The organism is Pseudomonas sp. p1(2021b), assembly GCF_020151015.1.
Lineage (GTDB): Bacteria > Pseudomonadota > Gammaproteobacteria > Pseudomonadales > Pseudomonadaceae > Aquipseudomonas > Aquipseudomonas putida_K.
Window position 1 is genome coordinate 2,976,588 of record NZ_CP083746.1, and the last position, 23,495, is coordinate 3,000,082.

The 23,495-nt window shown below is 64.1% G+C and carries 21 protein-coding genes; 10 read left to right on the forward strand and 11 right to left on the reverse strand.

Translation table 11 applies throughout. The features are described from left to right. The 4 genes from ureC to K8374_RS13870 are packed head-to-tail and all read right to left on the reverse strand — an operon-like array spanning position 1 to position 3,175. Positions 1-1,704: an urease subunit alpha gene (ureC, locus tag K8374_RS13855; RefSeq protein WP_224456035.1), complete on the reverse strand. Its 1,704-nt coding sequence runs from the start codon at positions 1,702-1,704 to the stop codon at positions 1-3. Further along, positions 1,701-2,018, reverse strand: a complete 318-nt coding sequence (locus tag K8374_RS13860; protein WP_224456036.1) for an urease subunit beta — start codon at positions 2,016-2,018, stop codon at positions 1,701-1,703. The genes ureC and K8374_RS13860 overlap by 4 nt, the downstream gene beginning before the upstream one ends. A 10-nt stretch (positions 2,019-2,028) precedes the next feature. Then, on the reverse strand, positions 2,029-2,331 hold the full coding sequence (locus K8374_RS13865; protein ID WP_224456037.1) for an urease subunit gamma: 303 nt from the start codon (positions 2,329-2,331) through the stop codon (positions 2,029-2,031). Positions 2,332-2,341: 10 nt separating this feature from the next. Then, positions 2,342-3,175: an urease accessory protein UreD gene (locus tag K8374_RS13870; protein WP_224459326.1), complete on the reverse strand. Its 834-nt coding sequence runs from the start codon at positions 3,173-3,175 to the stop codon at positions 2,342-2,344. Between the two features lie 312 nt (positions 3,176-3,487). Here K8374_RS13870 and K8374_RS13875 point away from each other — a divergent pair, with 312 nt between their 5' ends. The 3 genes from K8374_RS13875 to K8374_RS13885 all read left to right on the forward strand — a co-directional run bounded on the left by K8374_RS13875 (position 3,488) and on the right by K8374_RS13885 (position 6,736). Then, a complete protein-coding gene (locus tag K8374_RS13875) occupies positions 3,488-4,507 on the forward strand; it encodes a branched-chain amino acid aminotransferase (RefSeq protein ID WP_084856899.1) in 1,020 nt (339 codons plus the stop codon). A 179-nt stretch (positions 4,508-4,686) separates the two neighbouring features. Then, the gene (locus K8374_RS13880) at positions 4,687-5,367 is read left to right on the forward strand and encodes a response regulator transcription factor (protein WP_084856898.1); all 681 of its coding nucleotides are present in this window, start codon (positions 4,687-4,689) and stop codon (positions 5,365-5,367) included. Then, positions 5,345-6,736 (forward strand): sensor histidine kinase, encoded by a 1,392-nt coding sequence (locus tag K8374_RS13885; protein WP_084856896.1) that lies wholly within the window; start codon positions 5,345-5,347, stop codon positions 6,734-6,736. Before K8374_RS13880 ends, K8374_RS13885 begins: the two co-directional genes overlap by 23 nt. 137 nt (positions 6,737-6,873) lie before the next feature. Here K8374_RS13885 and cysS read toward each other — a convergent pair whose 3' ends face one another. Next, positions 6,874-8,256: a cysteine--tRNA ligase gene (cysS, locus tag K8374_RS13890; protein WP_084856894.1), complete on the reverse strand. Its 1,383-nt coding sequence runs from the start codon at positions 8,254-8,256 to the stop codon at positions 6,874-6,876. A gap of 9 nt (positions 8,257-8,265) precedes the next feature. Continuing rightward, positions 8,266-9,969, reverse strand: a complete 1,704-nt coding sequence (locus K8374_RS13895; RefSeq protein ID WP_224456038.1) for a glutamine--tRNA ligase/YqeY domain fusion protein — start codon at positions 9,967-9,969, stop codon at positions 8,266-8,268. 248 nt (positions 9,970-10,217) lie between these two features. Between K8374_RS13895 and K8374_RS13900 the strand changes: the two genes are divergently transcribed. Continuing rightward, positions 10,218-10,718, forward strand: a complete 501-nt coding sequence (locus K8374_RS13900) for a peptidylprolyl isomerase (RefSeq protein WP_224456039.1) — start codon at positions 10,218-10,220, stop codon at positions 10,716-10,718. Beyond that, positions 10,715-11,440 carry a UDP-2,3-diacylglucosamine diphosphatase gene (locus tag K8374_RS13905; RefSeq protein WP_224456040.1) on the forward strand — a complete coding sequence of 242 codons (726 nt, stop codon included), beginning with the start codon at positions 10,715-10,717 and terminating at the stop codon, positions 11,438-11,440. The genes K8374_RS13900 and K8374_RS13905 overlap by 4 nt, the downstream gene beginning before the upstream one ends. 129 nt (positions 11,441-11,569) lie before the next feature. Here K8374_RS13905 and K8374_RS13910 read toward each other — a convergent pair whose 3' ends face one another. Further along, positions 11,570-13,864, reverse strand: a complete 2,295-nt coding sequence (locus K8374_RS13910) for an acylase (protein WP_224459327.1) — start codon at positions 13,862-13,864, stop codon at positions 11,570-11,572. 218 nt (positions 13,865-14,082) lie between these two features. On the opposite strand from K8374_RS13910, the gene K8374_RS13915 reads away from it, so the two are divergent. Next, complete coding sequence (locus K8374_RS13915; RefSeq protein WP_084856886.1) at positions 14,083-14,457, forward strand: fe2+ zn2+ uptake regulation protein; 375 nt, start codon at positions 14,083-14,085, stop codon at positions 14,455-14,457. A 36-nt stretch (positions 14,458-14,493) separates the two neighbouring features. On the opposite strand, the gene K8374_RS13920 is transcribed toward K8374_RS13915, so the two are convergent. Then, complete coding sequence (locus tag K8374_RS13920; RefSeq protein WP_084856884.1) at positions 14,494-14,688, reverse strand: hypothetical protein; 195 nt, start codon at positions 14,686-14,688, stop codon at positions 14,494-14,496. 146 nt (positions 14,689-14,834) lie between these two features. On the opposite strand from K8374_RS13920, the gene K8374_RS13925 reads away from it, so the two are divergent. From K8374_RS13925 to K8374_RS13940, 4 genes are all read left to right on the forward strand, one after another. Beyond that, a complete protein-coding gene (locus tag K8374_RS13925) occupies positions 14,835-15,296 on the forward strand; it encodes a hypothetical protein (protein WP_224456041.1) in 462 nt (153 codons plus the stop codon). A 285-nt stretch (positions 15,297-15,581) separates the two neighbouring features. Continuing rightward, complete coding sequence (locus K8374_RS13930) at positions 15,582-15,962, forward strand: Mor transcription activator family protein (RefSeq protein WP_224456042.1); 381 nt, start codon at positions 15,582-15,584, stop codon at positions 15,960-15,962. 39 nt (positions 15,963-16,001) lie between these two features. Then, on the forward strand, positions 16,002-16,631 hold the full coding sequence (locus tag K8374_RS13935) for a DUF2589 domain-containing protein (protein WP_224456043.1): 630 nt from the start codon (positions 16,002-16,004) through the stop codon (positions 16,629-16,631). A 107-nt stretch (positions 16,632-16,738) separates the two neighbouring features. Beyond that, positions 16,739-17,275 (forward strand): DUF2589 domain-containing protein, encoded by a 537-nt coding sequence (locus K8374_RS13940; RefSeq protein WP_224459328.1) that lies wholly within the window; start codon positions 16,739-16,741, stop codon positions 17,273-17,275. Positions 17,276-17,278: 3 nt separating this feature from the next. On the opposite strand, the gene K8374_RS13945 is transcribed toward K8374_RS13940, so the two are convergent. From K8374_RS13945 to K8374_RS13955, 3 genes are read right to left on the reverse strand one after another with little or no spacing between them, the layout of a single operon-like run. Then, entirely contained in the window at positions 17,279-20,953 is a 3,675-nt protein-coding gene (locus K8374_RS13945; protein ID WP_224456044.1) for a translocation/assembly module TamB domain-containing protein, read from the reverse strand. After that, a complete protein-coding gene (locus tag K8374_RS13950; RefSeq protein ID WP_224459329.1) occupies positions 20,950-22,692 on the reverse strand; it encodes an autotransporter assembly complex protein TamA in 1,743 nt (580 codons plus the stop codon). Before K8374_RS13950 ends, K8374_RS13945 begins: the two co-directional genes overlap by 4 nt. Positions 22,693-22,744: 52 nt before the next feature. Then, positions 22,745-23,395: a GNAT family N-acetyltransferase gene (locus K8374_RS13955; protein ID WP_224456045.1), complete on the reverse strand. Its 651-nt coding sequence runs from the start codon at positions 23,393-23,395 to the stop codon at positions 22,745-22,747. Positions 23,396-23,495 lie beyond the last annotated feature (100 nt).

Consider the following 23,495-nt stretch of genomic DNA (forward strand, 5'->3'; position numbering starts at 1 on the left):
TCAGAACAGGAAATAGCGCTGGGCCAGCGGCAGTTCGCGGGCCGGTTCGCACACCAGGAGCTCACCGTCGGCGCGCACCTGGTAGGTCTGGGCATCCACCTCGATATGGGGCTGCAGGCTGTTGTGGACCATGTCGGCCTTGCGCACCCGTCGGCAACCATGGGCCACACCGATCAGGCTGCGCAGGCCAAGCTCGTCGGCCAGGCCACGGTCCATCGCCACCTGGGGCAGGAAGGTCATGCGTGTGGCGTGGCGGGCCGCACCCAGGGCGCCGAACATGGGCCGGTAGTGCACCGGCTGCGGGGTCGGGATCGAGCCATTGATGTCACCCATGGGAGCAGTGGCGATCATTCCGCCCTTGATGACCAGCGCCGGTTTGACCGCGAAGAAAGCAGGCGACCACAGCACCAGGTCGGCCAGCTTGCCCACTTCCACCGAGCCTACTTCATGGGCGATGCCGTGGGTCCGCGCCGGGTTGATGGTGTACTTGGCGATGTAGCGCTTGACCCTGAAGTTGTCGCTGTAGCCGCTGTCCGGTGCCAGAGGCCCGCGGCGTAGCTTCATCTGGTGGGCCACCTGCCAGGTGCGCAGCACCACCTCGCCGACTCGGCCCATGGCCTGGGAGTCCGACGAGGTCATGGCGAAGGCGCCCAGGTCGTGGAGGATGTCCTCTGCGGCGATGGTTTCGCGGCGAATGCGCGACTCGGCGAAGGCCACGTCTTCGGCGATGCTCGGGTCCAGGTGATGGCAGACCATCAGCATGTCCAGGTGCTCGTCCACAGTGTTGACCGTATAGGGCAAGGTCGGGTTGGTGGACGACGGCAGCACGTTGGCCTGCCCCGCCGCGCGGATGATGTCCGGCGCATGGCCACCGCCGGCGCCTTCGGTGTGGAAGGTATGGATGGTGCGATCGCCGATGGCCGCCAGGGTGTCTTCGATGCAGCCGGACTCGTTGAGGGTGTCGGTATGGATCGCCACTTGGATGTCCAGCGCCTCGGCCACACCCAGGCAGCAGTCGATGGCGGCAGGCGTAGAGCCCCAGTCCTCATGCAGCTTCAGGCCCACCGCGCCGGCGGCGATCTGTTCGCGCAGCGCTTCGGGGCGTGAAGCGTTGCCCTTGCCCAGCAGGCCGATGTTGATCGGCAGGCTGTCGGCGGCCTGGAGCATGCGCGCCAGGTACCAGGGCCCGGGGGTGCAAGTGGTGGCATTGGTGCCCGTGGCCGGCCCGGTACCGCCGCCGATGAAAGTGGTGACGCCGCTGGTCAATGCTTCCTCCACCTGCTGCGGGCAGATGAAATGGATATGCGAGTCGATGCCGCCTGCGGTGACGATCTTGCCCTCGGCGGCGATCACTTCCGTGCCCGGGCCGATCGGCACGGTGACACCCGGCTGCACGTCGGGATTGCCCGCTTTGCCGATGGCGGCGATACGCCCGCTGCGCACGCCGATGTCGGCCTTGACGATGCCCCAGTGGTCGATGATCAGGGCATTGGTGAGCACCAGGTCCATGGCTTCGGCGGCGAGCATCTGGCCTTGCCCCATGCCGTCACGGATGACCTTGCCGCCGCCGAACTTGACCTCCTCGCCGTAGATCGTGAAGTCCTTTTCCACTTCGACCCACAAGGCGGTATCGGCCAGGCGCACGCGATCGCCCACGGTAGGGCCGAACATGTCGGCATAGGCTTGCCGGGAAATGCGGCTCATGCCTTGCCCTCCAAGACGCCCATCACTTTGCCCTGGAAGCCGAAGACCTCGCGCTTGCCGGCATAGGCCACCAGTTGCACGGTCCGCGCCTGCCCTGGCTCGAAGCGCACCGCGGTGCCAGCGGGGATGTCGAGGCGAAACCCGAGCGCCGCCGCGCGCTCGAAGACCAGGCACGGGTTGACTTCATGAAAGTGGTAATGCGAGCCGACCTGCACCGGCCGGTCGCCATGGTTGGCCACGCTGAGGCTGAGGGTTTCGCGGCCGACATTGAGCTCGATGTCGCCCTCTACGACCTGGACTTCTCCGGGAATCATGCTCGGCTCCTTAGATGATGGGGTCATGCACGGTCACCAGCTTGGTGCCGTCGGGAAAAGTCGCCTCGACCTGCACGTCATGCAGCATCTCAGGCACGCCCTCCATGACCTGTTCTCGCTGCAGCACCTCGCGGCCCAGGCTCATCAGCTCGGCCACACTGCGCCCATCACGCGCACCCTCCAGCACTGCGGCGCTGATCAGCGCCACCGCCTCGGGGTAGTTGAGCCTCAAACCACGTGCCAGGCGCCGCTCGGCCAACAGCGCGGCAGTGAACAGCAGCAGTTTGTCCTTCTCTCTCGGGGTCAGCTCCATGGCGTCTCTCTCAGGTGGCCCAGATGCGCGGCGGGCACGGCGCCAGGCCAAGGACGGCCGGACGCAGCATGTGCCAGAGGCGCTGCAGGGTGTGTTGCAGGTTTTGGTTGTCGTGGTCGAGCAAGCGAATCACCAGTAGCTGCCCAAGCAAGGTTGCGCCGGCCGGGTTGCCCAGGCCTTCGAGCACTTGCCTGGCCTTCTCCAGCACAGCGCTAGTTGCAGGCGCGGCGCAGAAAGTGGCGACCAAGGGATGACCACCCAGCTTCTCCAGCCGACCGTCTTCGATACGCAGCCGCTCGTGCAGGCCGATGTCGTCAGGCATTTCGATATGCAGGCGACTGTCCAAGGCCCCCTGCGCGAAGCGCTCGCCCATCACCGGCCGACCGAGGCACAGGGTCTCCCAGGCCAGCAACCGGGCGCCGGGTTCGAGGGTGAAGCGGCTATCGAGGCTGGCCCGGGCCCCATCAAAGAAGATGCTGTCCTGGGGCAGCCACTCCAGGGTGCTGCCGGCGGCCAGGTGGAAACGCTGCACGAGCTGCGCGGTCGGGCCGATGCTGCGGTAGAACTTGCTCGCCCCCGGCATGGTCAACAGCGCGTGGCTGCCCGGTTCGAGGTGAACATCCAGTGCCAGCCGGTCACCAGCGACGATGCCGCCAGGCGGATGCAACACATAGACATGGCAGGGCGCGCCTTCGGGGTGAAACGGGCGCTGCACCAAAAGAGGACCGACGTGCCGCCGTGCACCAAGGCAGGTCATTCCCTGGCGCTGGATGAAGCGCAATTGCAACTGCGCACGCCAGCCTGCCTCCTGCCCGTTCTGTTCGACCTGCTCTGCCAACGACATCCTGTAGCCCTTGCTGTACCAGGCCTCACGGCCATCGGAAAGGTCCTGCACAACGCCATGCAGCGGCGCTGGCCTGACCATTCGATCAATATTCGCTGGCTGGGATATAGCAGGGAGTGGGCCAACTTTGCAGGTGAACCTTGATGAAACCTTTCATGCCCTTTGCGTAGTGCGTTGCAGATCCAAGCCTATACAACCTGGCGCCAATTCATGACTGGACGTTTCCGATCCGCGGCGGATGTATTATCGTGGCGAGGTGCGCATATAAAAGCAGCCTGAGCGATCAGGCCCTAGGCAATACAAGAGGGTGTCATGAGTAACGAGAGCATTAACTGGGACAAGCTGGGCTTCGACTATATCAAGACCGACAAGCGCTACCTGTCCGTATGGCGCAACGGCGAGTGGGACAAAGGCACCCTGACCGAAGACAATGTGCTGCACATCAGTGAAGGCTCCACCGCCCTGCACTATGGCCAGCAATGCTTCGAAGGCCTGAAGGCCTATCGTTGCAAGGACGGTTCGATCAACCTGTTCCGCCCCGACCAGAACGCCGCCCGCATGCAGCGCAGCTGCGCCCGACTGCTGATGCCGCAGGTGCCGACCGACGTGTTCATCGAGGCCTGCAAGCAAGTGGTCAAGGCCAACGAGCGCTTCGTGCCGCCGCACGGCAAGGGTGCCCTGTACCTGCGCCCGTTCGTGATCGGCACCGGCGACAACATCGGCGTGCGCACCGCCCCCGAGTTCATCTTCTCGATCTTCGCCATCCCGGTCGGCTCGTACTTCAAAGGTGGCATGAAGCCGCACAACTTCGTGATCTCCAGCTACGACCGCGCGGCCCCGCAAGGCACCGGCGCAGCCAAGGTCGGTGGCAACTATGCAGCCAGCCTGATGCCAGGCGCCGAGGCCAAGAAGAACAACTTCGCCGATGCCATCTACCTGGACCCGCTGACCCACAGCAAGATCGAGGAAGTCGGCTCGGCCAACTTCTTCGGCATCACCAAGGACAACGAGTTCGTCACGCCGAAATCGGCCTCCGTGCTGCCAGGTATCACCCGCCTGTCGCTGATGGAGCTGGCTGCCTCGCGCCTGGGCTTGAAAGTGGTCGAGGGCGACGTCGAGATCAACAAGCTCGACCGCTTCATCGAAGCCGGTGCCTGCGGTACCGCCGCGGTGATCACCCCGATCGGTGGTATCGAGTACAACGGCAAGCTGCACGTGTTCCACGACCTGGAAAAAGTCGGCCCGGTTACCCAGAAGCTCTACAACGAGCTGACCGGCATCCAGAGCGGTGACGTCGAAGCGCCAGCAGGCTGGATCGTCAAGGTCGCCTGAGGCTTCGGCCTACTCTGAAACGCGGGGCATGCCAGCAATGGCATGCCCCGTTTTCATTGAGGCCCACGCCCCCTGTAGGAGCGGCAATCGGGTGAGAGCCGCCAGATGAATTTTTCTTAAATCCGCCGTTGTCTATTCTTTGGCACAATCGAATCTCCAATCGCTGCCCAGGTACTAGCATGCCCCGCGTACTGACCATCGAAGACGACGCCGTCACCGCCCAGGAGATCGTCGCCGAACTGTCCAGCCATGGCCTGGAGGTGGACTGGGCCGACAATGGCCGCGAGGGCCTGTCCAAGGCCATCGGCGGTGGCTATGACCTGATCACCCTGGACCGTATGCTGCCGGAGGTCGATGGCCTGACCATCGTCACCACCTTGCGCAACCTGAAGATCGCCACGCCGATCCTGATGATCAGCGCGCTGTCCGATGTCGACGAGCGGGTGCGGGGCCTGCGTGCCGGGGGTGACGACTACCTGACCAAACCCTTCGCCTCCGACGAGATGGCCGCCCGGGTCGAGGTGCTGCTGCGTCGCAACAGCGTGCCCATGACCCAGACCCGGCTGCAGGTAGCCGACCTGGAGCTGGACCTGATCAGCCACGAGGCCCGCCGCGGCGAGCAGACCCTCAACCTGCTGCCCACCGAGTACAAGCTGCTGGAGTACCTGATGCGTCACGCCGGCCAAGTGATCACCCGGATGATGATCTTCGAGGAAGTCTGGGGCTATCACTTCGACCCGGGCACCAACCTGATCGATGTGCACATCGGCCGCCTGCGCAAGAAGATCGACCCGCCCGGCCAGAGCCCGCTCATCCGTACCGTGCGGGGCTCCGGCTATGCCATTGCCGAACCCGTCTAAGGGCTGGAGTTCTTCGACCAGCCGCCTGCTGGCACTGTACAGCTTTCTGTTCGTGGCCTGGAGCAGCATCCTCATGGGGGTGTTGTACTTCGAAGTGTCCAGCTACCTGAACAAGCTCACCCGCCATTCCATGCTGCAGCGTCAGCATCTGTTCGCCCATATGACCGGCAAGCAGCTGGACGATGCCTTGATCGCCAGCCAGGCCTTCGAGGAGCGCAGCTTCGATGCCTACGGCCTGTTCGACGCCCAGCTCAACCCGATCAGCGGCCGGATCCGCGCCATTCCGCCAGAGCTCGGCCTGGACGGCCAAGTCCATGAGCTCAAGCGCTGCCTGGACGCCGACGACCCACACGTACCCCGCGACAGCTGCGATGCGGTGGCGATCCAGGTCAAGGACGGTCGCTGGCTGGTGCTGGTGCGTGACAACGGCTCCTTGTTCGTGGTCACCCGGATCATCCTCCATGCCCTGCTCTGGGGCATTTCCCTGACCCTGATCCCCGGCTTCGCCGGCTGGTACCTGCTACGCCGCAGGCCACTCAAGCGCATCCGCGCGATCCAGGCCCAGGCCGAGCTGATCGTCGCCGGTGACCTCACCCATCGCCTGCCCCTGTCGGCCCGGCGTGACGAACTGGACATGCTGGCAGCCATCGTCAACGCCATGCTCGATCGCATCGAACGGTTGATGCACGAGGTCAAGGGCGTCTGCGACAACATCGCCCACGATCTGCGCACACCGCTGACCCGCCTACGGGCCCAGTTGTATCGGATCCGCCAGCAAAGCGGCGACCACGCTCCCGAGGCGCAGGCCCTGGACCAGGCCATCGGCGAAACCGACACACTGATGGCACGCTTCCGTGGCCTGCTGCGCATCAGCGAGCTGGAAGATCGCCAGCGACGCGCGGGCTTCGTCGAACTGGACCCGCACGCCTTGCTGGTGGAGCTGCACGACTTCTACCTGCCCCTGGCCGAGGATGGCGGCATTCGTCTGGCGCTCGTGCAACCGGAGCAGCTACCGCCCCTGCATGGCGACCGGGAACTGTTGTTCGAGGCACTGGCGAACCTGGTAGGCAATGGCATCAAGTTCACCCCCGACGGCGGGCAGGTACGCATCCACGCCAGCCATGATGCTACTGGCGTGCATATCGCCATCGAGGACAGCGGGCCGGGCATTCCCGAGGATGAGCGTGCGGCGGTCTTGAAACGCTTCTATCGCAGCGAGGAAGGCCATCGTCACCCGGGGTTCGGGTTGGGCTTGTCGATCGTCGCGGCGATCGTCGACCTGCATGGGTTCCGGCTGGAGGTGGGGGCCAGTGAGCTGGGTGGGGCGAAGCTGGTGCTGCATTGCCCTACGGGTGGTCTACCCAAATAACGAATAGGGCCGCATTGCGGCCCAATCGCGGGACAAACCCGCTCCCACAGATTCTCCATGCCCCTTGGGATCGGTGAACAACCTGTAGGAGCGGGCTTGCCCCGCGATTGGGCTGCAAAGCAGCCCCACTCGATGGATCAGTCAGCCAAGCGCCAGGTGGTCCCGCCCTTGCCGTCTTCGAGCACCACGCCCATGGCGGTCAGCTGGTCGCGGATACGATCGGACTCGGCCCAGTTCTTGTCCGCACGCGCCTGCAGGCGCGCCTGGATCAGCGCTTCTACTTCGGCCGCATCGACCTTGCCTTCGGCACCGGCACGCAGGAAGTCATCGGCCTCCAGCTGCAGCACACCCAGCACATCGCCCAGTTCGCGCAGACGGCCTGCCAGGCCTGCGGCGGCCTGTGGGTCGACATCGCGCAGGCGGTTGATCTCGCGCACCAGGTCGAACAGCACCGCACAGGCTTCGGGGGTACCGAAGTCATCGTTCATGGCAACGCTGAAGCGCTCGACGAATTCCTCGCCGCCCTTGGCCGCCACCCGCGGCAGCCCACGCAGCGCATGGTAGAAGCGCTCCAGGGCGCCCTTGGACTCGCGCAGGCTGTCTTCGGAATAGTTGATGGCGCTACGGTAGTGGCTGGCCACCAGCAGGTAGCGCACCACCTCCGGGTGGTACTTATCGAGCACGTCGCGGATGGTGAAGAAGTTGTTCAACGATTTGGACATCTTCTCGCCGTTGATCCGGATCATCCCGCAGTGCATCCAGGCATTGGCGTACGGTTTGCCGGTAGCCGCCTCGCTCTGGGCGATCTCGTTCTCGTGGTGCGGGAACTCCAGGTCGCTGCCGCCGCCATGAATGTCGAAGCTCTCGCCCAGGCAGCAAGTGGACATCACCGAGCACTCGATATGCCAGCCCGGACGGCCTGGCCCCCACGGCGACTCCCAGCTCGGCTCGCCCGGCTTGGCGGCCTTCCACAGGACGAAGTCCAGCGGGTCCTGCTTGGCCTCACCGACTTCGATGCGCGCACCGATGCGCAGGTCTTCGATCTTGCGCCGCGACAGCTTGCCGTAGCCGACGAACTTGCCGACCCGGTAGTACACGTCGCCATTACCCGGCGCGTAGGCGTAGCCCTTGTCGATCAGGGTCTGGATCATCGCGTGCATGCCGGGGATGTGGTCGGTGGCACGCGGCTCCTGGTCTGGTGGCAGGATGTTCAGGCGGCGCTCGTCCTCGTGCATGGCATCGATCATGCGCGCGGTCAGCTCATCGAAACGCTCGCCGTTTTCATTGGCGCGGTTGATGATCTTGTCGTCGATGTCGGTGATGTTGCGCACATAGGTCAGCTCGTAGCCGCTCTTGCGCAGCCAACGGGTGATCAGGTCGAAGGCCACCATGCTGCGGCCATGGCCCAGGTGGCAGTAGTCGTATACGGTCATGCCGCACACGTACATGCGCACCTTGTTGCCGTCCAGGGGCTTGAAGGCTTCCTTGGTCTTGCTCAGGGTGTTGTAGATGGTAAGCACGGCGATTCCTCAGCTGCCCCAGGAGTCACGCAGGGTGACGGTGCGGTTGAACACCGGACGGCCCGGCTGGCTGTCCTTGAGGTCGGCGCAGAAGTAGCCTTCGCGCTCGAACTGGAAGCGGTCCTCAGGCGCGGCCTGGGCCAGCGACGGCTCGGCGCGGCAGCCGGTCAGCACGTGCAGCGAATTCGGGTTGATGTTGTCCAGGAAGCTGCCGCCCTCCTCGGTCTTCTCCGGGTTCGGCGAGCGGAACAGGCGGTCGTACAGGCGCACTTCGCATTCGACGCTGCCTTCGGCCGGCACCCAGTGGATCACGCCCTTGACCTTGCGGCCCTCGGGGTTCTTGCCCAGGGTGTCGGGGTCGTACGAGCAGCGCAGCTCGACGATGTTGCCTTCGGCGTCCTTGATGGCTTCGTCGGCACGGATCACGTAGCTGCCACGCAGGCGCACCTCACCGGCCGGCTCCAGGCGCTTGTAGCCTTTCGGCGGCTCTTCCATGAAGTCGTCGCGGTCGATGTACAGCTCGCGGGAAAACGGCAGCACGCGCACGCCCATGTCTTCCTTGGGATGACGCGGCAGCTCGAGCTGCTCCACCTGGCCCTCTGGGTAGTTGGTGATGACCACCTTCAGCGGGCGCAGCACGCACATGGCACGCGGCGCGGTGCGGTCGAGGTCGTCACGGATGCTGAACTCGAGCATCGACATGTCGACCACGCCGTCGGAACGGTTGGTGCCGATCATTTCGCAGAAGTTGCGGATCGAGGCCGGCGTGTAGCCGCGGCGACGGAAGCCCGACAGGGTCGACATGCGCGGGTCGTCCCAGGCATCGACGTGCTTCTCGTCCACCAGCTGCTTGAGCTTGCGCTTGGAAGTGATGGTGTAGTTCAGGTTCAGGCGGCTGAACTCGTACTGGCGCGGGCGTGCCGGCACCGGCAGCTTGTCGAGGAACCAGTCGTACAACGGACGATGGCTTTCGAACTCCAGGGTGCAGATCGAGTGGGTGATGCCTTCGATGGCGTCCGACTGGCCATGGGTGAAGTCGTAGTTCGGGTAGATGCACCACTTGTCACCGGTCTGGTGGTGGTGGGCATGGCGGATGCGGTACAGGATCGGGTCGCGCAGGTTCATGTTCGGCGAGGCCATGTCGATCTTGGCGCGCAGCACGCGCTCGCCATCCTTGAACTCGCCGGCCTTCATACGTGCGAACAGGTCCAGGTTCTCCTCGACACTGCGCTCGCGGAACGGGCTGTTCTTGCCTGGCTCGGTCAGGCTGCCGCGGTATTCCTTGGCCTGCTCGGGGGTCAGGTCGCAAACATAGGCATCGCCCGACTTGATCAGCTCGACAGCCCAGTCGTGGAGCTGGTCGAAGTAGTCCGAGGCGAAGCGCACCGGGCCGGCCCACTCGAAGCCCAGCCACTTGACGTCACGCTGGATGGCATCGATGTACTCCTGGTCTTCCTTGGCCGGGTTGGTGTCATCGAAACGCAGGTGGCAGACACCACCGAACTCCTTGGCCAGGCCGAAGTTCACGCAGATCGACTTGGCATGGCCGATGTGCAGGTAGCCGTTGGGCTCCGGCGGGAAGCGGGTGACGATGCTGCTGTGCTTGCCCGAGTCCAGGTCGGCCTGGACGATCGGCCGCAGGAAGTTCGCAGGGACGGCGGGAGCGCCTTTGGCAGCGGCGTTGGGCGCGTTGTCGGCAGTGGGCTTGCTCATAGGATCCTTGAATGCTGGTGTTCGGCCTGGGTAGGCCGATTGAATCAAAGGGCCTATCATAGCCGAAGCAGTCAAGCTGCTGACAGCCGGGCTCGGACAAACAGGCGCGATTTATCGCAGCTATTTGTCGCAAGCTGGCAAAATGGCCGCCGCGCGCCTTGTGTCGTGGTCGCCCGATCCTGCGTCAGGTGACAAGTACGCGCCCTGCGCACCCTATTCCCGAATGCCTTGAAAGAGCGAATTCCAGCATGTCCAAAGTCAAACTGAGCACCAACCACGGCGACATCGTCCTGCAACTGGACGCCGAAAAGGCACCGAAAACCACCGAGAACTTCGTTCAATACGTCAAGGAAGGCCACTACGACGGCACCGTCTTCCACCGCGTGATCAACAACTTCATGATCCAGGGCGGTGGGTTCGAAGCCGGCATGAAGCAGAAACCGACCCGCGCGCCGATCCAGAACGAAGCCGACAACGGCCTGAAGAACGCCAAGTACAGCATCGCCATGGCCCGCACCATGGAACCGCACTCCGCCTCGGCGCAGTTCTTCATCAACGTCGCCGACAACGACTTCCTCAACCACAGCGGCAAGAACGTCCAGGGCTGGGGCTACGCGGTGTTCGGCGAAGTGATCGAAGGCCGGGAAGTGGTCGATGCCATCAAAGGCGTGTCCACCGGTTCCAAGGCCGGCCACCAGGACGTGCCGAAGGACGACGTGATCATCGAGAAAGCCGAGATCATTGAGTGATCCTGCTGATCTCCGATCTGCACCTGCAAGAAGAACGCCCGGACATCACCCGGGCGTTTCTTGATCTGCTCGACGGCCGCGCCCGCCATGCCAAGGCGCTGTACATCCTCGGCGACTTCTTCGAGGTCTGGATCGGCGACGACGCCATGACGCCCTTCCAGCAGTCGATCTGCCAGGCCCTGCGACGGCTGAGCGACAGCGGCACGGTGGTCTACCTGATGCACGGCAACCGCGATTTCCTGATCGGCCGCAGCTTCTGCGAAGCCGCAGGCTGCACCCTGCTGGACGATCCCACCGTGGTGCAGCTCGGTGGCGAGTCGGTATTGCTGATGCATGGCGATACCCTGTGCACACGCGACCTCGCCTACATGAAGTTGCGCCGCTACTTGCGTAACCCGCTCACCGTGTGGATCCTGCAGCACCTGCCGGTGTCCACGCGCCAGAAGCTGGCACGCAAGCTACGCAGCGAGAGCAGTCACACGCAGGCACAGATGAAAGGGTCCGAGATCGTGGATGTCACGCCTGAAGAAGTGCCCAAGGTGATGGCGACCTACGGTGTTCGCACCTTGGTCCATGGCCATACCCACCGGCCAGCGATCCACAAGCTGACGGTCGATGGCCAACCCGCCCGGCGCATCGTGCTGGGTGACTGGGATCGTCAGGGTTGGGCGTTGCAGGTCGACGAGCAAGGCTTCCAGCTGGCGCCGTTCGGCTTGCGCTGATGCGGCGCCCTGGCAAGGCTGCTACGCCTTTCATCGCGGGCAAGCCCGCTCCCACAGGGTGCCGCAAATCAAATGGTCATGCGTTGTTCTATGAGAGCGGGCTTGTCCCGCGATGGGGCATAGCCTATATCAGTGGGTGGCGCCCACTGCCACGCCCTTGCCAGCCTCACTGATCACATACCGACGGTACTGTGGGTCAGCCTTGATCTGCGCCTCGGTGAAGGGGATCGGAGCCAATTGCTTGGCCGCGAACGCCCGGGTCTGATCGTTCGCATGGGCCGATTCCGCCTCGCTGGACTGGGAGAACGCCAGCAATCCGAACGCTTGCGGCCCCTGCTCGTTAAAACTGACCAACTGTAAGTAGCTGGTACCGCTGACCACCAGACGCTTGCCTGCCCCATCGGGCACGCTGTACATGGCGTTGTACACGCCCAGTTCCTGGGGGCCGCCCGGTACCGGAGTGCCATCGGCAGACTGCTGCACCTGCCCCCAGCGGCTGTCGCTCGCAATCCCGGCCTTGCCTACCCGCTCCAGGGAAGCCAATGCGGCCTCGTGTACGCGTTGGCGCACCGCCGCCTGCTCCACCGCAAGCCCGCGCGGGGTGTGCAGGGGATCGACTGGGTCGAAGGCCACCCGCCATATGTTTGATTGGGCCACCAGCGCGTCGAAGATATTGGCGAAATGCAACAGGCCGATGCCACTGGCCAGGTCAGCCTTGCCGTCCCAGGCTGCCAGGCTTGCACACACCGCCTGGACGTCGGCGGGCGCGGTCTTGCACCAGGCCAGCAGGTCCGGCAGCACCAGGCTGGCTGCGTACACCTCATCGTCCAGCACCATGCGCTGCAGGTCTTCCAGCGTCAGCTTGCTATTGCCCTGCAGCCGCTGCAGGGCAAAACGGCTGCGCAGGCCCAGCGGTTGGCCCTCACGGCTGACCAACGGGGAAAAGCCGGTCAGCGGTTGCGCAGGGTTGGCCATCCAGGCCGGGTCGTTGGAATTCTGCACGAAGTCTTCGCGTACAAGGCTCGGCAGTAGCCGCGCCGGAAAAATACCCGGCTGGGCTGCCTGGGCGTCGGTCTTCCATTGACATGCGCTGCGCGAACCATCAAGTACCACCAGCGGGCCGGCGGCCGACGGGTCGCTACAGCGAGCGAGCAGCTCTTGGTCCACATGCGGCACTACGGACTGGTTCAGGTAGGTCGCCTGGCCACCTGCATCGACCGCCAAGGTGTTGACCCAAGGGATGCCCTGCAACTGCGCCACCGTACGCTTCAGGCCATCCAGGCTGTCGGCATGGTTGATGGCGTACCACTGCTGCAGTACCCGGGTATTGTCCAGGTTGGCATCGCGCAGGCTGTAGGCGAACCGATTGTCCCAATCCAGCCGGCCCGGCCAGCGCACCACAGGGCCGAACGTCGAGGCGTAGACCTGTCGCTCGACCTGCTGCAATTGGCCGTCCTCACCTTTGACCGCGACGCTCAAGGTCTGGCGGCTCAGTGGCAGGGATTTTCCATCGAGCACGTAGCGTGTCGGGTCCTTCGGGTCGAGCTGCAACCTGTACAGTGTGAAATGCGTCGAGGTATCGACCGTATGGGTCCAGGCCAAGTGGCGGTTGAAGCCGATATTGACCACCGGCAAGCCTGGCAAGGCGGCGCCCATGACATCCAGCTGGCCTGGGATGGTCAGCTGCATCTGGTAGAACCGCAGGCCCCCCACCCAGGGGAAATGCGGATTGGCGAGCAACAGGCCACCACCGTTGGCCGACCGTTGCGCCCCTACTGCCACCGCGTTGCTGCCACGGGCCATGGTGAACTGCGCCTGGCGATCCAGGGCCAGGCTGAAATCTTCCTTGCCCAGGCGCGCAGCCCGCTCAGGCGGAGCAGCCGCCACCAGCGCCTCGGCGAATTGGCCAACGCCGCCTTCAACCAGGAGCCGACGGGTCAGCTTGACCAGATCGAGGCTGCTGATCGGCCGCAACCAGTCCCCCTGGCCGCACTCAGCAGGCAAGCCCTGCGCCCGACGCTCGACCAGCGCGCGGTTGTAGCCGTGGACATAGCCCTCCAGCAAGTCGCGTACCCGCGCAGGCTGGGCTTCGAGGAAACCCTTGACCGCAGCGTCTGCATTGAGCCAGGCGAAGAAGAAGTCACTGTCCAGATTCGCACGCTGCTCCACTGTTCTGCCCTGGGCGCCGAAGTAACGGGAACGCTCGCCGTTGACGGTCACGACCTCATTGGCCAACAGGCACAGGTTGTCCTGGGCGTAGGCATAGCCGATGCCATAACCCAGACCTCGTTCGTCCTCGGCCAGGATGTGCGGAACACCGAAACTGGTACGGCGGATCTGTGCCGAGGCCTCGCCAGCGGCTTCCCGCGCCTGGGCTGCCAGGCCAGATGCAATCAACACGGCTGCCAGGCCAAGACGGGTCATAGGACGCGAAAATGTACGCACGGGCACTCCTGGAATTGGGGATATCCCGTACAGACGAACGGCTCACTGGAAATTTTACGCAGGCCAAGGCCCTGCATCGTCATGAACAGGGCCTGAGCATTATTTTTTCATCGTGGGCTGCAGTTTTGTCCGTCTCATTCGTCATACCCAATGAGGCACCCTTGTTTTCGGGACAGTCCACGAAAAGGAGCATTCACATGTACAACCCACAACCTGCATTGCAGAGCGCCCGCAACCCGGGCCCCAGCAGTGCCGGGCCAATCCCGGGCACACCCGCACGCGCCGGCAACGAACAGATTCGCGAATTGCTGCGGGCCTTTGGGCTACGCACCAGCCTGATCCGCCTCAAGGTCATCGATGCCTTGCATGCAGCTGATCGGGACGGCCGCAGCATTGGCGTGCGCGGCGTTCATGCGCAACTCGAGCAGTTGGATATCCCGTTGTCGTTCCTCAGCGTGCGCGAGGTGCTCAAGCGATTGTGCGCCGAGGGCGTGATCCGCCTGGGCAGCGACAAATGCTACAGCCTCAACCCCGAAGCGCGAGCTGTATTGGAGCAGCCCATGTCGAGCTGAAGGCATGGCCGGCCAGGGTTGGCCGGCCTGGCAGGTTCAGGGCTTCGGCCCGACCTTGCGGCGCAGGATACCGTTGATCACCACCACGACCACCGCGATGGCGATGGCAATGTACTGGAAGGTCTGCTCGCTGATGGTCCCCTGTTTTTGCAGGTAGGACAGGCCCAGCATGAGACCCAGCACCACCAGGATGATCAGGATGGAATATTTCAGGCGTTGCACATGTGTCATCGAAGGTTCCTTGCAGCATCAGGGACAGAGGGCTCGCGTCGAGCCGGGGCCATGATACAACGTCACCGGTCGCGTTTCCTGCTGCCTGGTCCCTTCCTCGCTTGAAAGCATCCGGTCTCCCTAGAAGCCCCGATGGAGGCCACCCGATGCGTACCGCCCGCTTGCTCCTCAGCCTGTTGCTGTTGTCTCCCTCTGCCGCGATGGCATTGGACCCCACCGAGCTGTCCAACGAACAGTTGCACCGACTCGCGCGTGAGCTGGCACCTCGCGCAGGCGCCAGCCAATGGCAACAGCTCTGGCAGAACATGCGCCGGACCGGCCACTTCAGCGCCCAACCAGGCCAACTGCACGTGGTGGTGTCACACGCTCAGTTGCCAGCCCTTGCCCGCCAGACCCTGGCCGAGGCCGACCAGGCCCAAGCCCTGGACACGGCACGGGTTCGTTATCGCAAGGACTTCACCCCCCAGGTCGTCGGTCGGCGCGATACCAAGGATTTCACGGCCCTTTGCCTGGAAGTCGACTGGCGTGCCCTTCCGCGTTCCCAGGCCCATGCACCGAAGAGCTACCTGGGCATGGTCGGCTTGCTGCAGGGGTACCCCTGCCAATAGAGGGTAGGGCCACCCTTCAAAGCTCATGTCGTGTCAAAGAACAGGAACTCAAGGCTTGCGGGCTGCGGCTGAAGGCATGTCCTACGCGCCCGACCACTGCTGCCTGCAAACCCTTGGGGCCGGAGGCTACATCCAGCGATCCGCTTGGCGCCTAGCGACTCCTGGGGCGCTCCCTGAGAATCAAGCCAGGCCATCGCACGAGCTGCCCAGCGGCACATCGACGACAGCCAGCGCCACCAGGGATTTCACACCTGGCGCCTGCTCACCAGTTCGAGGGAACCTCACATGGAATTGCCAGACCTCAATCGCATCGACATCTCCCAGTTGCCCCATTCGCTGCAATCGCTGATCGAGTGCATCGGCATCGAAAATGCGTACCGGCTGACCTGTGCCTATGGCGGCCGGCCGAAATACATTCCCAAGCATCTTGAGCGCACCAAGCTCGCCGATGTGCTTCCCGCCGATGCCCTGCAAGCGTTGATCAAGCGCTTTGCCGGTGTAGCACTGGAAATTCCCAAGCCAGACCACTTCCTGCGCCAGTTGCGCAATTTGCAGATCCAACAGGAAAGCGCCGATGGCCTGTCCCGTAGCCTCCTGGCGGACAAGTACGGCCTGAGCCTGCGCCAGATCGGCAACATCCGCCGGCAGGACAACCACATCCGTTGATTCCCGCCGCATCCACCGTCAAATACCAGGAAAAAAACAATGTCCATCGATAACAATCTGATCGGCTCGGTCATCAATGCATTACCCATGGACCGCATGATCGCGGCGCCCTTGCAGGCAATGATCGACGCCCAGGTCACCGCCAGCCAATCCTATGCCGACTTTCTCATGCAGGTCTGCATCAAGGACGGCAAGGCCGTCGCGATCGAATTCAACTACGACGAAACCCTCGTAGACGAGCAAGGCCTGCACCAGGGAACCGTCAGCCGAGCGATGCAGATCCCGCTGATGGCGGCGATCACACACCCCAACATCTGTATCGAAGAGGGCCGGGTCGAGTTCGAGCTGACCATCAGCCAGATGGCCGAAACCCGTACGAACTCCGAGTTCAGCGGCGAGGGGGAAGCCTCACTGGGTTGGGGGCCTTTCAAGTTGAACGTGAAGGCTAGCGCAAGCCATAAGTCGGAACAGACCCGCAAGACCGACACTCGCGCGCGCTACGCCTTCAACACCACGGTTCGCCGCCAAGACCCACCCGAGGCGCTGCAACGGGTCATGGATTATCTGACCGACGCTGCCACGAAGCCGACCGTGATCAAGGACATCACACCCACGCAGCCGGACCTGCCACCGCAAACCGCGCCGGAGCTGCCCAACTCCGGCAACTGATCCCGCTCGCCCTGCCGACCACCTGACGCTGCCCCCGCTCCGGCGGGGGTCTGTGCACCTATCGAGGAATACTTTGCGTGGATACCCGCCCCACCAGCCAAGCCCCCATGACATCGAGCGATCTGTCCGACATCACGCGCGGCTTGCAGGAAGCAGCAGCCGCCACCAATACGTTGATCGCCCAGCAATACATCAAGCTGTTCGACCAATTCTTCGACTACGACCCCGAGCAACTGGGGGCCCCTATGAAAGCCAAGATGGTAGAGATCGCCATGGACGGCCAGCATACCCTGCAGATTCCATTGATCGCCCTGGTGTCACCGCGAGGCCTGGCCCTGGAGCGCATGCAGGTCGACCTCTCGGTCAGGGTCAACGGAATAGATGCTGGCGACCCGCACAAGGATACCCATGACAATGGCACCGCCCGCTTTCAGGTCACCGTCGGGGCCAATGGCCGTCGCGGGGACCAGCGCGACCCGGACGAAGTGCAGATCCGCATGCAGTTCCAGGCGTGCGAACCGCCCGAGGCGATCAATCGCCTGATCGAGGAATACACCAACCTCATCGTGCCCCAGCGCCAGAACGCCCCATCCACGAGGGATGAGGCGCCCAATGAGTTCATTGAGGCAGCGACCGTTCGCTGAGCGCTAGAAGTCCCGCCTGTAGAAGATATCCAGCGAACTGGCCAAGCCGCTGGCCGCCTCCAAGTAGACCTTCTTGCTCAGTTTGTAACGCAAGGCGATGGTGTTGGCTGGCTCGAACACGCCGACACCATAGCGCAAGCTCAACCGCTCGGTGATGTTGCCGCTGGCGACCACACTGGTGCTGTTGCCCGTCCCTTCGGACCCCAACTGGAAGTCCTCGATGCCAAGGCTCGAGGCCAGCCCACCGGTCAGCTCCTCGCCGCCCAGCAACCCCAGCCCCAGGGCTGCCTGGGCCAACATGTTGTTGTCCTCGCCGCTGGTCGCCAGAGGCCTGCCCAACACCAAGTAGGACAATGCCTGCTCCTGGCCCATGGCAGGTTCGGAAAACACCTTGGTGGTCGGCTGCTCGGCGCTGCCGCTCAGGCGAATACCCGCGATCACGTCATCGACCCGACGGATCGCCTCGATATCCAGGTACGGTTGGTCGATGGGCCCGGCAAACAGCAAACGTGCCCGCCGGATGATCAGGTTCTGGCCATATTTGCGATACCGTCCTTCGGCAAGGCTGAGCTCACCGCGGGTGTCCATGTTGTTGCCGATATGCACATGGCCGAGCAGGTTGGCAGTCAAGCCAAAGCCTTTGAACGACAACTTGTCACGCCCCACCTCGACATCGATATCCATGTCCATGGCCATCGGCGGCTTGCCTTCTTCGGTCTGCTCGCCGACGATCACCGTGTCATCGGAGACCTTGACGGTCGAGGGCGGCAGTTCGCGCACGGTGATCTTGCCCGTGGGCACCTGCACCTTGCCGGCGATCGCCAGTCGTTCATCGACCAGGCGGATGTTCAGGTCAGGGGCAACCTCCAGGTCTGCATAAGGTTCGACATGCACCGGCAATTGCTGGCCACGCAAGCGTAGGTCCATTGCCAGTGCCTGCCCCCAGGTCAGGTTGCCCTCGAGCCGACCACGGCCGTTCGGCCCACTCTGCCAGTTACCTTGCAACTGTACCTGCTCGCCGGCGATCAGCGCCTGCAGCGAGAGGTCTTCGAGACTGACCGGCAGCTCGGCCCCACTCACTTCGCCGCCGCTCAGCGCCAGATTACCCGTGACCTGAGGGCTCAGCAGCGTGCCAGACAACCGGCCGCTGCCATTGAGCTGGCCCGCCAGGCGCTCGACCATCGGCACGAATGGCCGGGCGATCGACAGGTCCAGGCCGGCCAGGCGGAAGTCGCCGCTCAGCGGTTTGTCCTTGCCCAACGGGTCGAGCCGGGTAACCAGGGACAGCTCGCCCAGGCGCTGGCCACGAAAATCCAGGCGGGTGTCGACGCGGCGCGGGGCAAGGGTGCTGTCCAGGCGCAGGACCTGGTACGGGAAATCGACCCAATGGCCATTGTCGCGAATCCGCAACGTCCCATCGCCGGCGTCTACCCGCAAGGTGCCCTTGGGCCCACCGGCGGGGATATCCAGGTTGATGTCGGCATTGAGCAGGCCCTGCCAGGCAAAGTCCTTGGGCAACCATTGCGCCAAGCTGTCCAGCGGGAACTGCTTGAGGTGATAGCGCAGCCGTGGCTCCGGCGCCAGGCGTTGGTCTTCGCCGCACAGGCTCGCCTGACCGGAGCGCCAGCAATGGGCGCCGAAGTCCAGTTGCCCGCTGGCCAGGCGCTGCAGCTTGGCCGGGGCCTGCAAGCGCCAGTCCTGGCCACCTGCCTGGATACGCCCGGAGGCCAGGCGCCCCCGCCAATCGCCCTTGGCCAGCTGGCCGTCCAAGGCCAGGTCGAGTTTGAGCTGCGGCCCATCCAGGGCCAGGGTGGCGGCTTGCTGATGGATATAGCCCTTGCCGTCGATGTCCAGGTTGCCCAATGCGGTTTCACCGAGGCGGATATTGCCGGCCTTGAGCGTGACCCGCCCGCGTTGGGCATTGTCCAGGCGCGCCTCCAGGTCCAGGCGCTGGATACGGTTTTCGGCCTGGCCCAGCTGTTGACCTTGCAGCATCAGCGTGCCTTGCGGAGCAGCCAGGGTACCGGCCAGGTCCAGGCGCCCCTTGGCCTGCCCTTGTAACCTGGGCCACAGCTGCCCCAACCGCGGCAGGTCGAGGTCGATTCGCCCGGCCAGGCGCTGCTGCAGGCTGGCGCTGCCGTTGATACGGTTGTCGCCCAGCTGCACCGCCAGGCTGCCGAGGGTCCAGTTCTCCCCTGCCCCTTCGGTCTCGACCTTGAGCACAGCCGGTTGCCCGCGCAGGCGCCCCTTGAGGTCGAGCTGCGCCTGCAGCTGCAGACGCTCGTTCTTCAACTCACCCTTGCTGCGCAACGGCCCGGCCAGGGTTCCTGGCAATTCCGCCAGCCAATAGGCCGGGTCGAGCGCCGACAATTGAAGGTCGACATCCCAGGCCAAGGTGTCGGCGAAGCGGATCGCCACACTGCCAGCAGCCCTGCCTTGCCCGGCGCTCACTGCCAGCGCAGGCAAACGTACCTGGGTCAGGTCACCATCGAACGGGCTGGCCACGCTGAAGGCACCGGCCGGTCCATCGAGGTCACCCTTGAAGGCGCCCGTGTAGCGGTCATCGCGGTAGTGCGCCTGGGCATTGAAACGCTTGAGGGTGACCTGCGGTGCCGGCTCCATGGGGTACAGGCGCAACCAGGGGAAGTCCAGCCAGTCGACCTGGGCATCGGCCTTCAGCCCCTGCTGCCAGTCAGCGCTGGCTTGCAGCTTGACCCGCTGGGTGTCGCTGGCATTGAGGTCCAGGGCATCGAGGCGAGCGCCCTTGGCATCAACCCGGCCGCCCAGCGCCAGGCCGATGGGACCTTGCTCGGCCGGCAGGCTGGCCGAACCCGCCAATTGGTAGCCACTGAGCAGGTCGCCCTTGGCCTCCAGCCGCAGCTGGTTCAGTTGCACGGTATCCGGCAACGATGCCGCAGGCTTGAAGGCGTCGGCGCGAATGCTCAGGGTGGCCGGCAAATGTTCGGCCAAGGCCTGCAGACGGCCTTCCAGGCGGGCGTCGAGGTAACCGCTGCTGGTGGCATCGATGACGAGCGACTTCTGCAGCTCACCCTCGATGGCCAACGCCAGTTGCCAGGGCTTGCCTTGCACTTCGGGCAGCTGCAGCGTGCCGCTCACCTGCAGGGGCCAATCGGCTTCGGGCTTGAGATCACCTTGCAGGTCCAGGCGCAGGTCGTCGCGCTGCAGCCGCAGGGTATCGATGCGCAGGCCGTTGGCCGCCCAATGAGCCGCCAGTTGCATATCGCCCAACAGGTCGTTGCCATCCAGGCGCAACCGCCCGAGCTTGACCTCACCCAGTTCGATGGCGATGGGCAGCTTCAAGCTGGGCAGTTGCAGCGGCCCGCCGTCCGCCTGTGCCTCGTCCTGGGCGAACACCATGTCGACCTGCTCGGCCTGCACCCGCTCCAGGCACAAGGTGGCGCGCAGCAGACACAGCGGCGACCACGCCAGCTGCACAGCCTGTACCTGGACTTGGCTCGCGCCGTCGGCCCACACCAGTCGCTCGGCCTGCCAGCTGCCACCCAGGCGACCCTGGAAGTGGGTGACCTCAAGCCCAGGGACGCGCCCAAGGGCCCAGCGGCTGCCCGCCTCGGTCCCCAGGAGCAGGCCCAGCACCAGGGCGATCAGCAACAGCAGCCCCAGCAACGCCAGGAGAATGGGTTTGAACACACGCGTCACAGCTCAGGCCCCATGGAGAAGTGCAAGCGGATACCACCGTCGTCATCCAGCGCGTGGGCCAGGTCCAGGCGCAGCGGCCCGACCGGTGATACCCAACGCACGCCGATACCGACACCGGTCTTGAGGCTGGGCAGTTCCAGCGAGTTGAACGAGTTGCCCTGGTCGATGAATGTCGCCACTCGCCACTTGTCCGCCACCGAATATTGGTACTCGACACTCCCGGCCACCAGGTAGCGGCCGCCGATGCGGTCGCCATCGCTGTTCTTCGGTGACAGGCTTTGGTAATCGTAGCCACGCACGCTCTGGTCACCGCCGGCGAAGAAGCGCAACGATGGCGGGACGTTCTGCTTGTAGCCGTTGGTGGCACTGCCGCCGAACTGTACGCGCCCGAGCACGCGATGGTTCTGCCCCAGGGTGGTCAGGCCCTTGAGCAGCACGTTGCCATGCAACAGGTTGGTGTCCGACACCAGCCCGTCCTTGGCCCCCTGCAAGTCGAACTGCAGGCGATAGCCATTGTGCGGGTCGATGCGATTATCGCTGCGCAGGTAGGAGAAACTCACGCCCGGCATCAGCAGGTTGCTCAGCCCCGAATCGTCGCCCAGCCGGTACTCCTCGCGCTGGTACTTGAGCGAGATCACCCGCTGCCAACCACTGGGCAACTTGCTGTGCCACTCCGGGCCGACCGTCAGCAGCTTGCTCAAGGTATCGGTGCCGGCGATCTCTTCGTTCTGGTAACCACCTGCAAAGCGCAGCTTGTCGGTCAGCGGCGGGTCCAGGGGAATGTCGTACCACAGGCCAACGTTCTGCCGAGGAGCCGACAGTTCGGTCTCCCAGCCATAGCTGTGCCCCTGGGGGTTGACCCAGTGGCGGGTCCAGTTGGCCTTGCCGCGCGGGCCGACGTCCGTCGAAAAACCCAGGCCAAGGCCCATGGTGCGTGGCTTGCGGGTTTGCAGGTGGACATCCACCGGGATTTCTTCGTTGACAGCGGCGGTCGGCGCCGCGTCGACCCGCACGCCTTCGAAGTAGCCGCTCGATTGCAGGTCGTTGTTGAGCTCGGCGATCAGCTCGGAATCGTAGGGGGTGCCGGGTTTGAAAGAGACCATGCGCTGCAGCAGGTCGTTGTCCAGCGGCGTATCGCCACCGAAGGTCACGGCGCCCATGCGATAACGCGGGCCGCTCTGGTAGACGAGTTCGATGTCGGCGATGCCGGCCTGGGGGTCGATTGCCAGACGCTGGCGGGTGAAGTGGCCACTGAAGAACCCATAGCGCGAGGCCTGGTTCTGGATCAGCCGCTTGGCATCCTCGTAGGTGCCATGGTTGAGCTGCTCGCCCGGGCGCAAGGCCTTGCTGTCAGGTATGCGAAACGCCGCGAGCTCGCTGGCCGGCCCTTCGATGCGCACGGTCACGTTGCGCAGGTGCACAGGCTCACCCGGCTCGATGTGGATGATCAGTTGCGGCGCCTTGCCCTGCGCGCTCGGCGGCTTGACCTCGGTGTCGATCTGCGCCTGGTAGTAGCCCAGGGCCTGGGCGGCCTTGCGCGCCTGTTCCTGGGCCCCACGGCTGAACCGCAACAAGGCCTCCTCGTCACGGTTCCCGAGGCTTCCGATATAGCCTTCGATATTGCTCTTGAGCGCCTTGTTGGCCGGTTTCACCCGCACCAGCAATTCGCTCTGCGCCCATACGGTGGTACTGGCGACCCAAAGAATCAGGCCCCAGCTTAGTCTTCCTGAATACGTCATGCGGCGCATGCTACCAGAGGCGGGCCCTCCAGGGTGTCGCTCGGTGAGCGGATCATGCAATGTCCGACCCTGGCGAGACCGGCTGCGGGCGGAAAAACACCCGTTCGCGAATAGGGCCGACGGCGATTTCTCCCGCTTGCTGATAGCCCTGGCGCTGGTAGAACGCCAGGGAATGCGCATTTCCGGTGTTGAGTACCACGCCTGCGCAACCAGGTGCTTCGGCGCACCATTGATGCACAGCTTGTAACAATTGTTCGCCGTAGCGCTGCCCCTGGAATTGCGGCTGCACCCCGAGCAACGACAGTACATGCACCTTGCCCTGGGGCAGGCAGGTCGCCAAGGCCGCCTGAAAATCCAGATAACGGCGGGTACAGCCTACGCCCGTACCCAGGACCATGCGCAGACGCCATGCCCAACTGTCGTCCACGCCCAGGCGCCGGGTCGGTGGCACGATCAGCGCCACCCCGACCAAGCGGTCATCGATCAGCAAGCCAATGGCAGGCAGCTGCAAGTGAAAATGCTGGCCTACCCAGGCCCGCAACATTGCCCGCAGGCGTCGCTCGTAGCCCGGCCGCTGCGCTTCGAGCACATAGGCGAAAGTAGGGTCATGGCGGTAGGCATGATAGAGCACTGAGCGGACGTCGCCACGATAACCGTCATCCAGCTGGCAGATGCGAACTGGCTCGGCGTTGACGTCGGGCATTGCGAGATCCTTTTGAAATTACCGTGATATAGCGGAGCAAACGCCGTGCCATACACCGTGTCTTCGGTACATTAGCAGCGCAGGCTGGAAGGTGCCATGC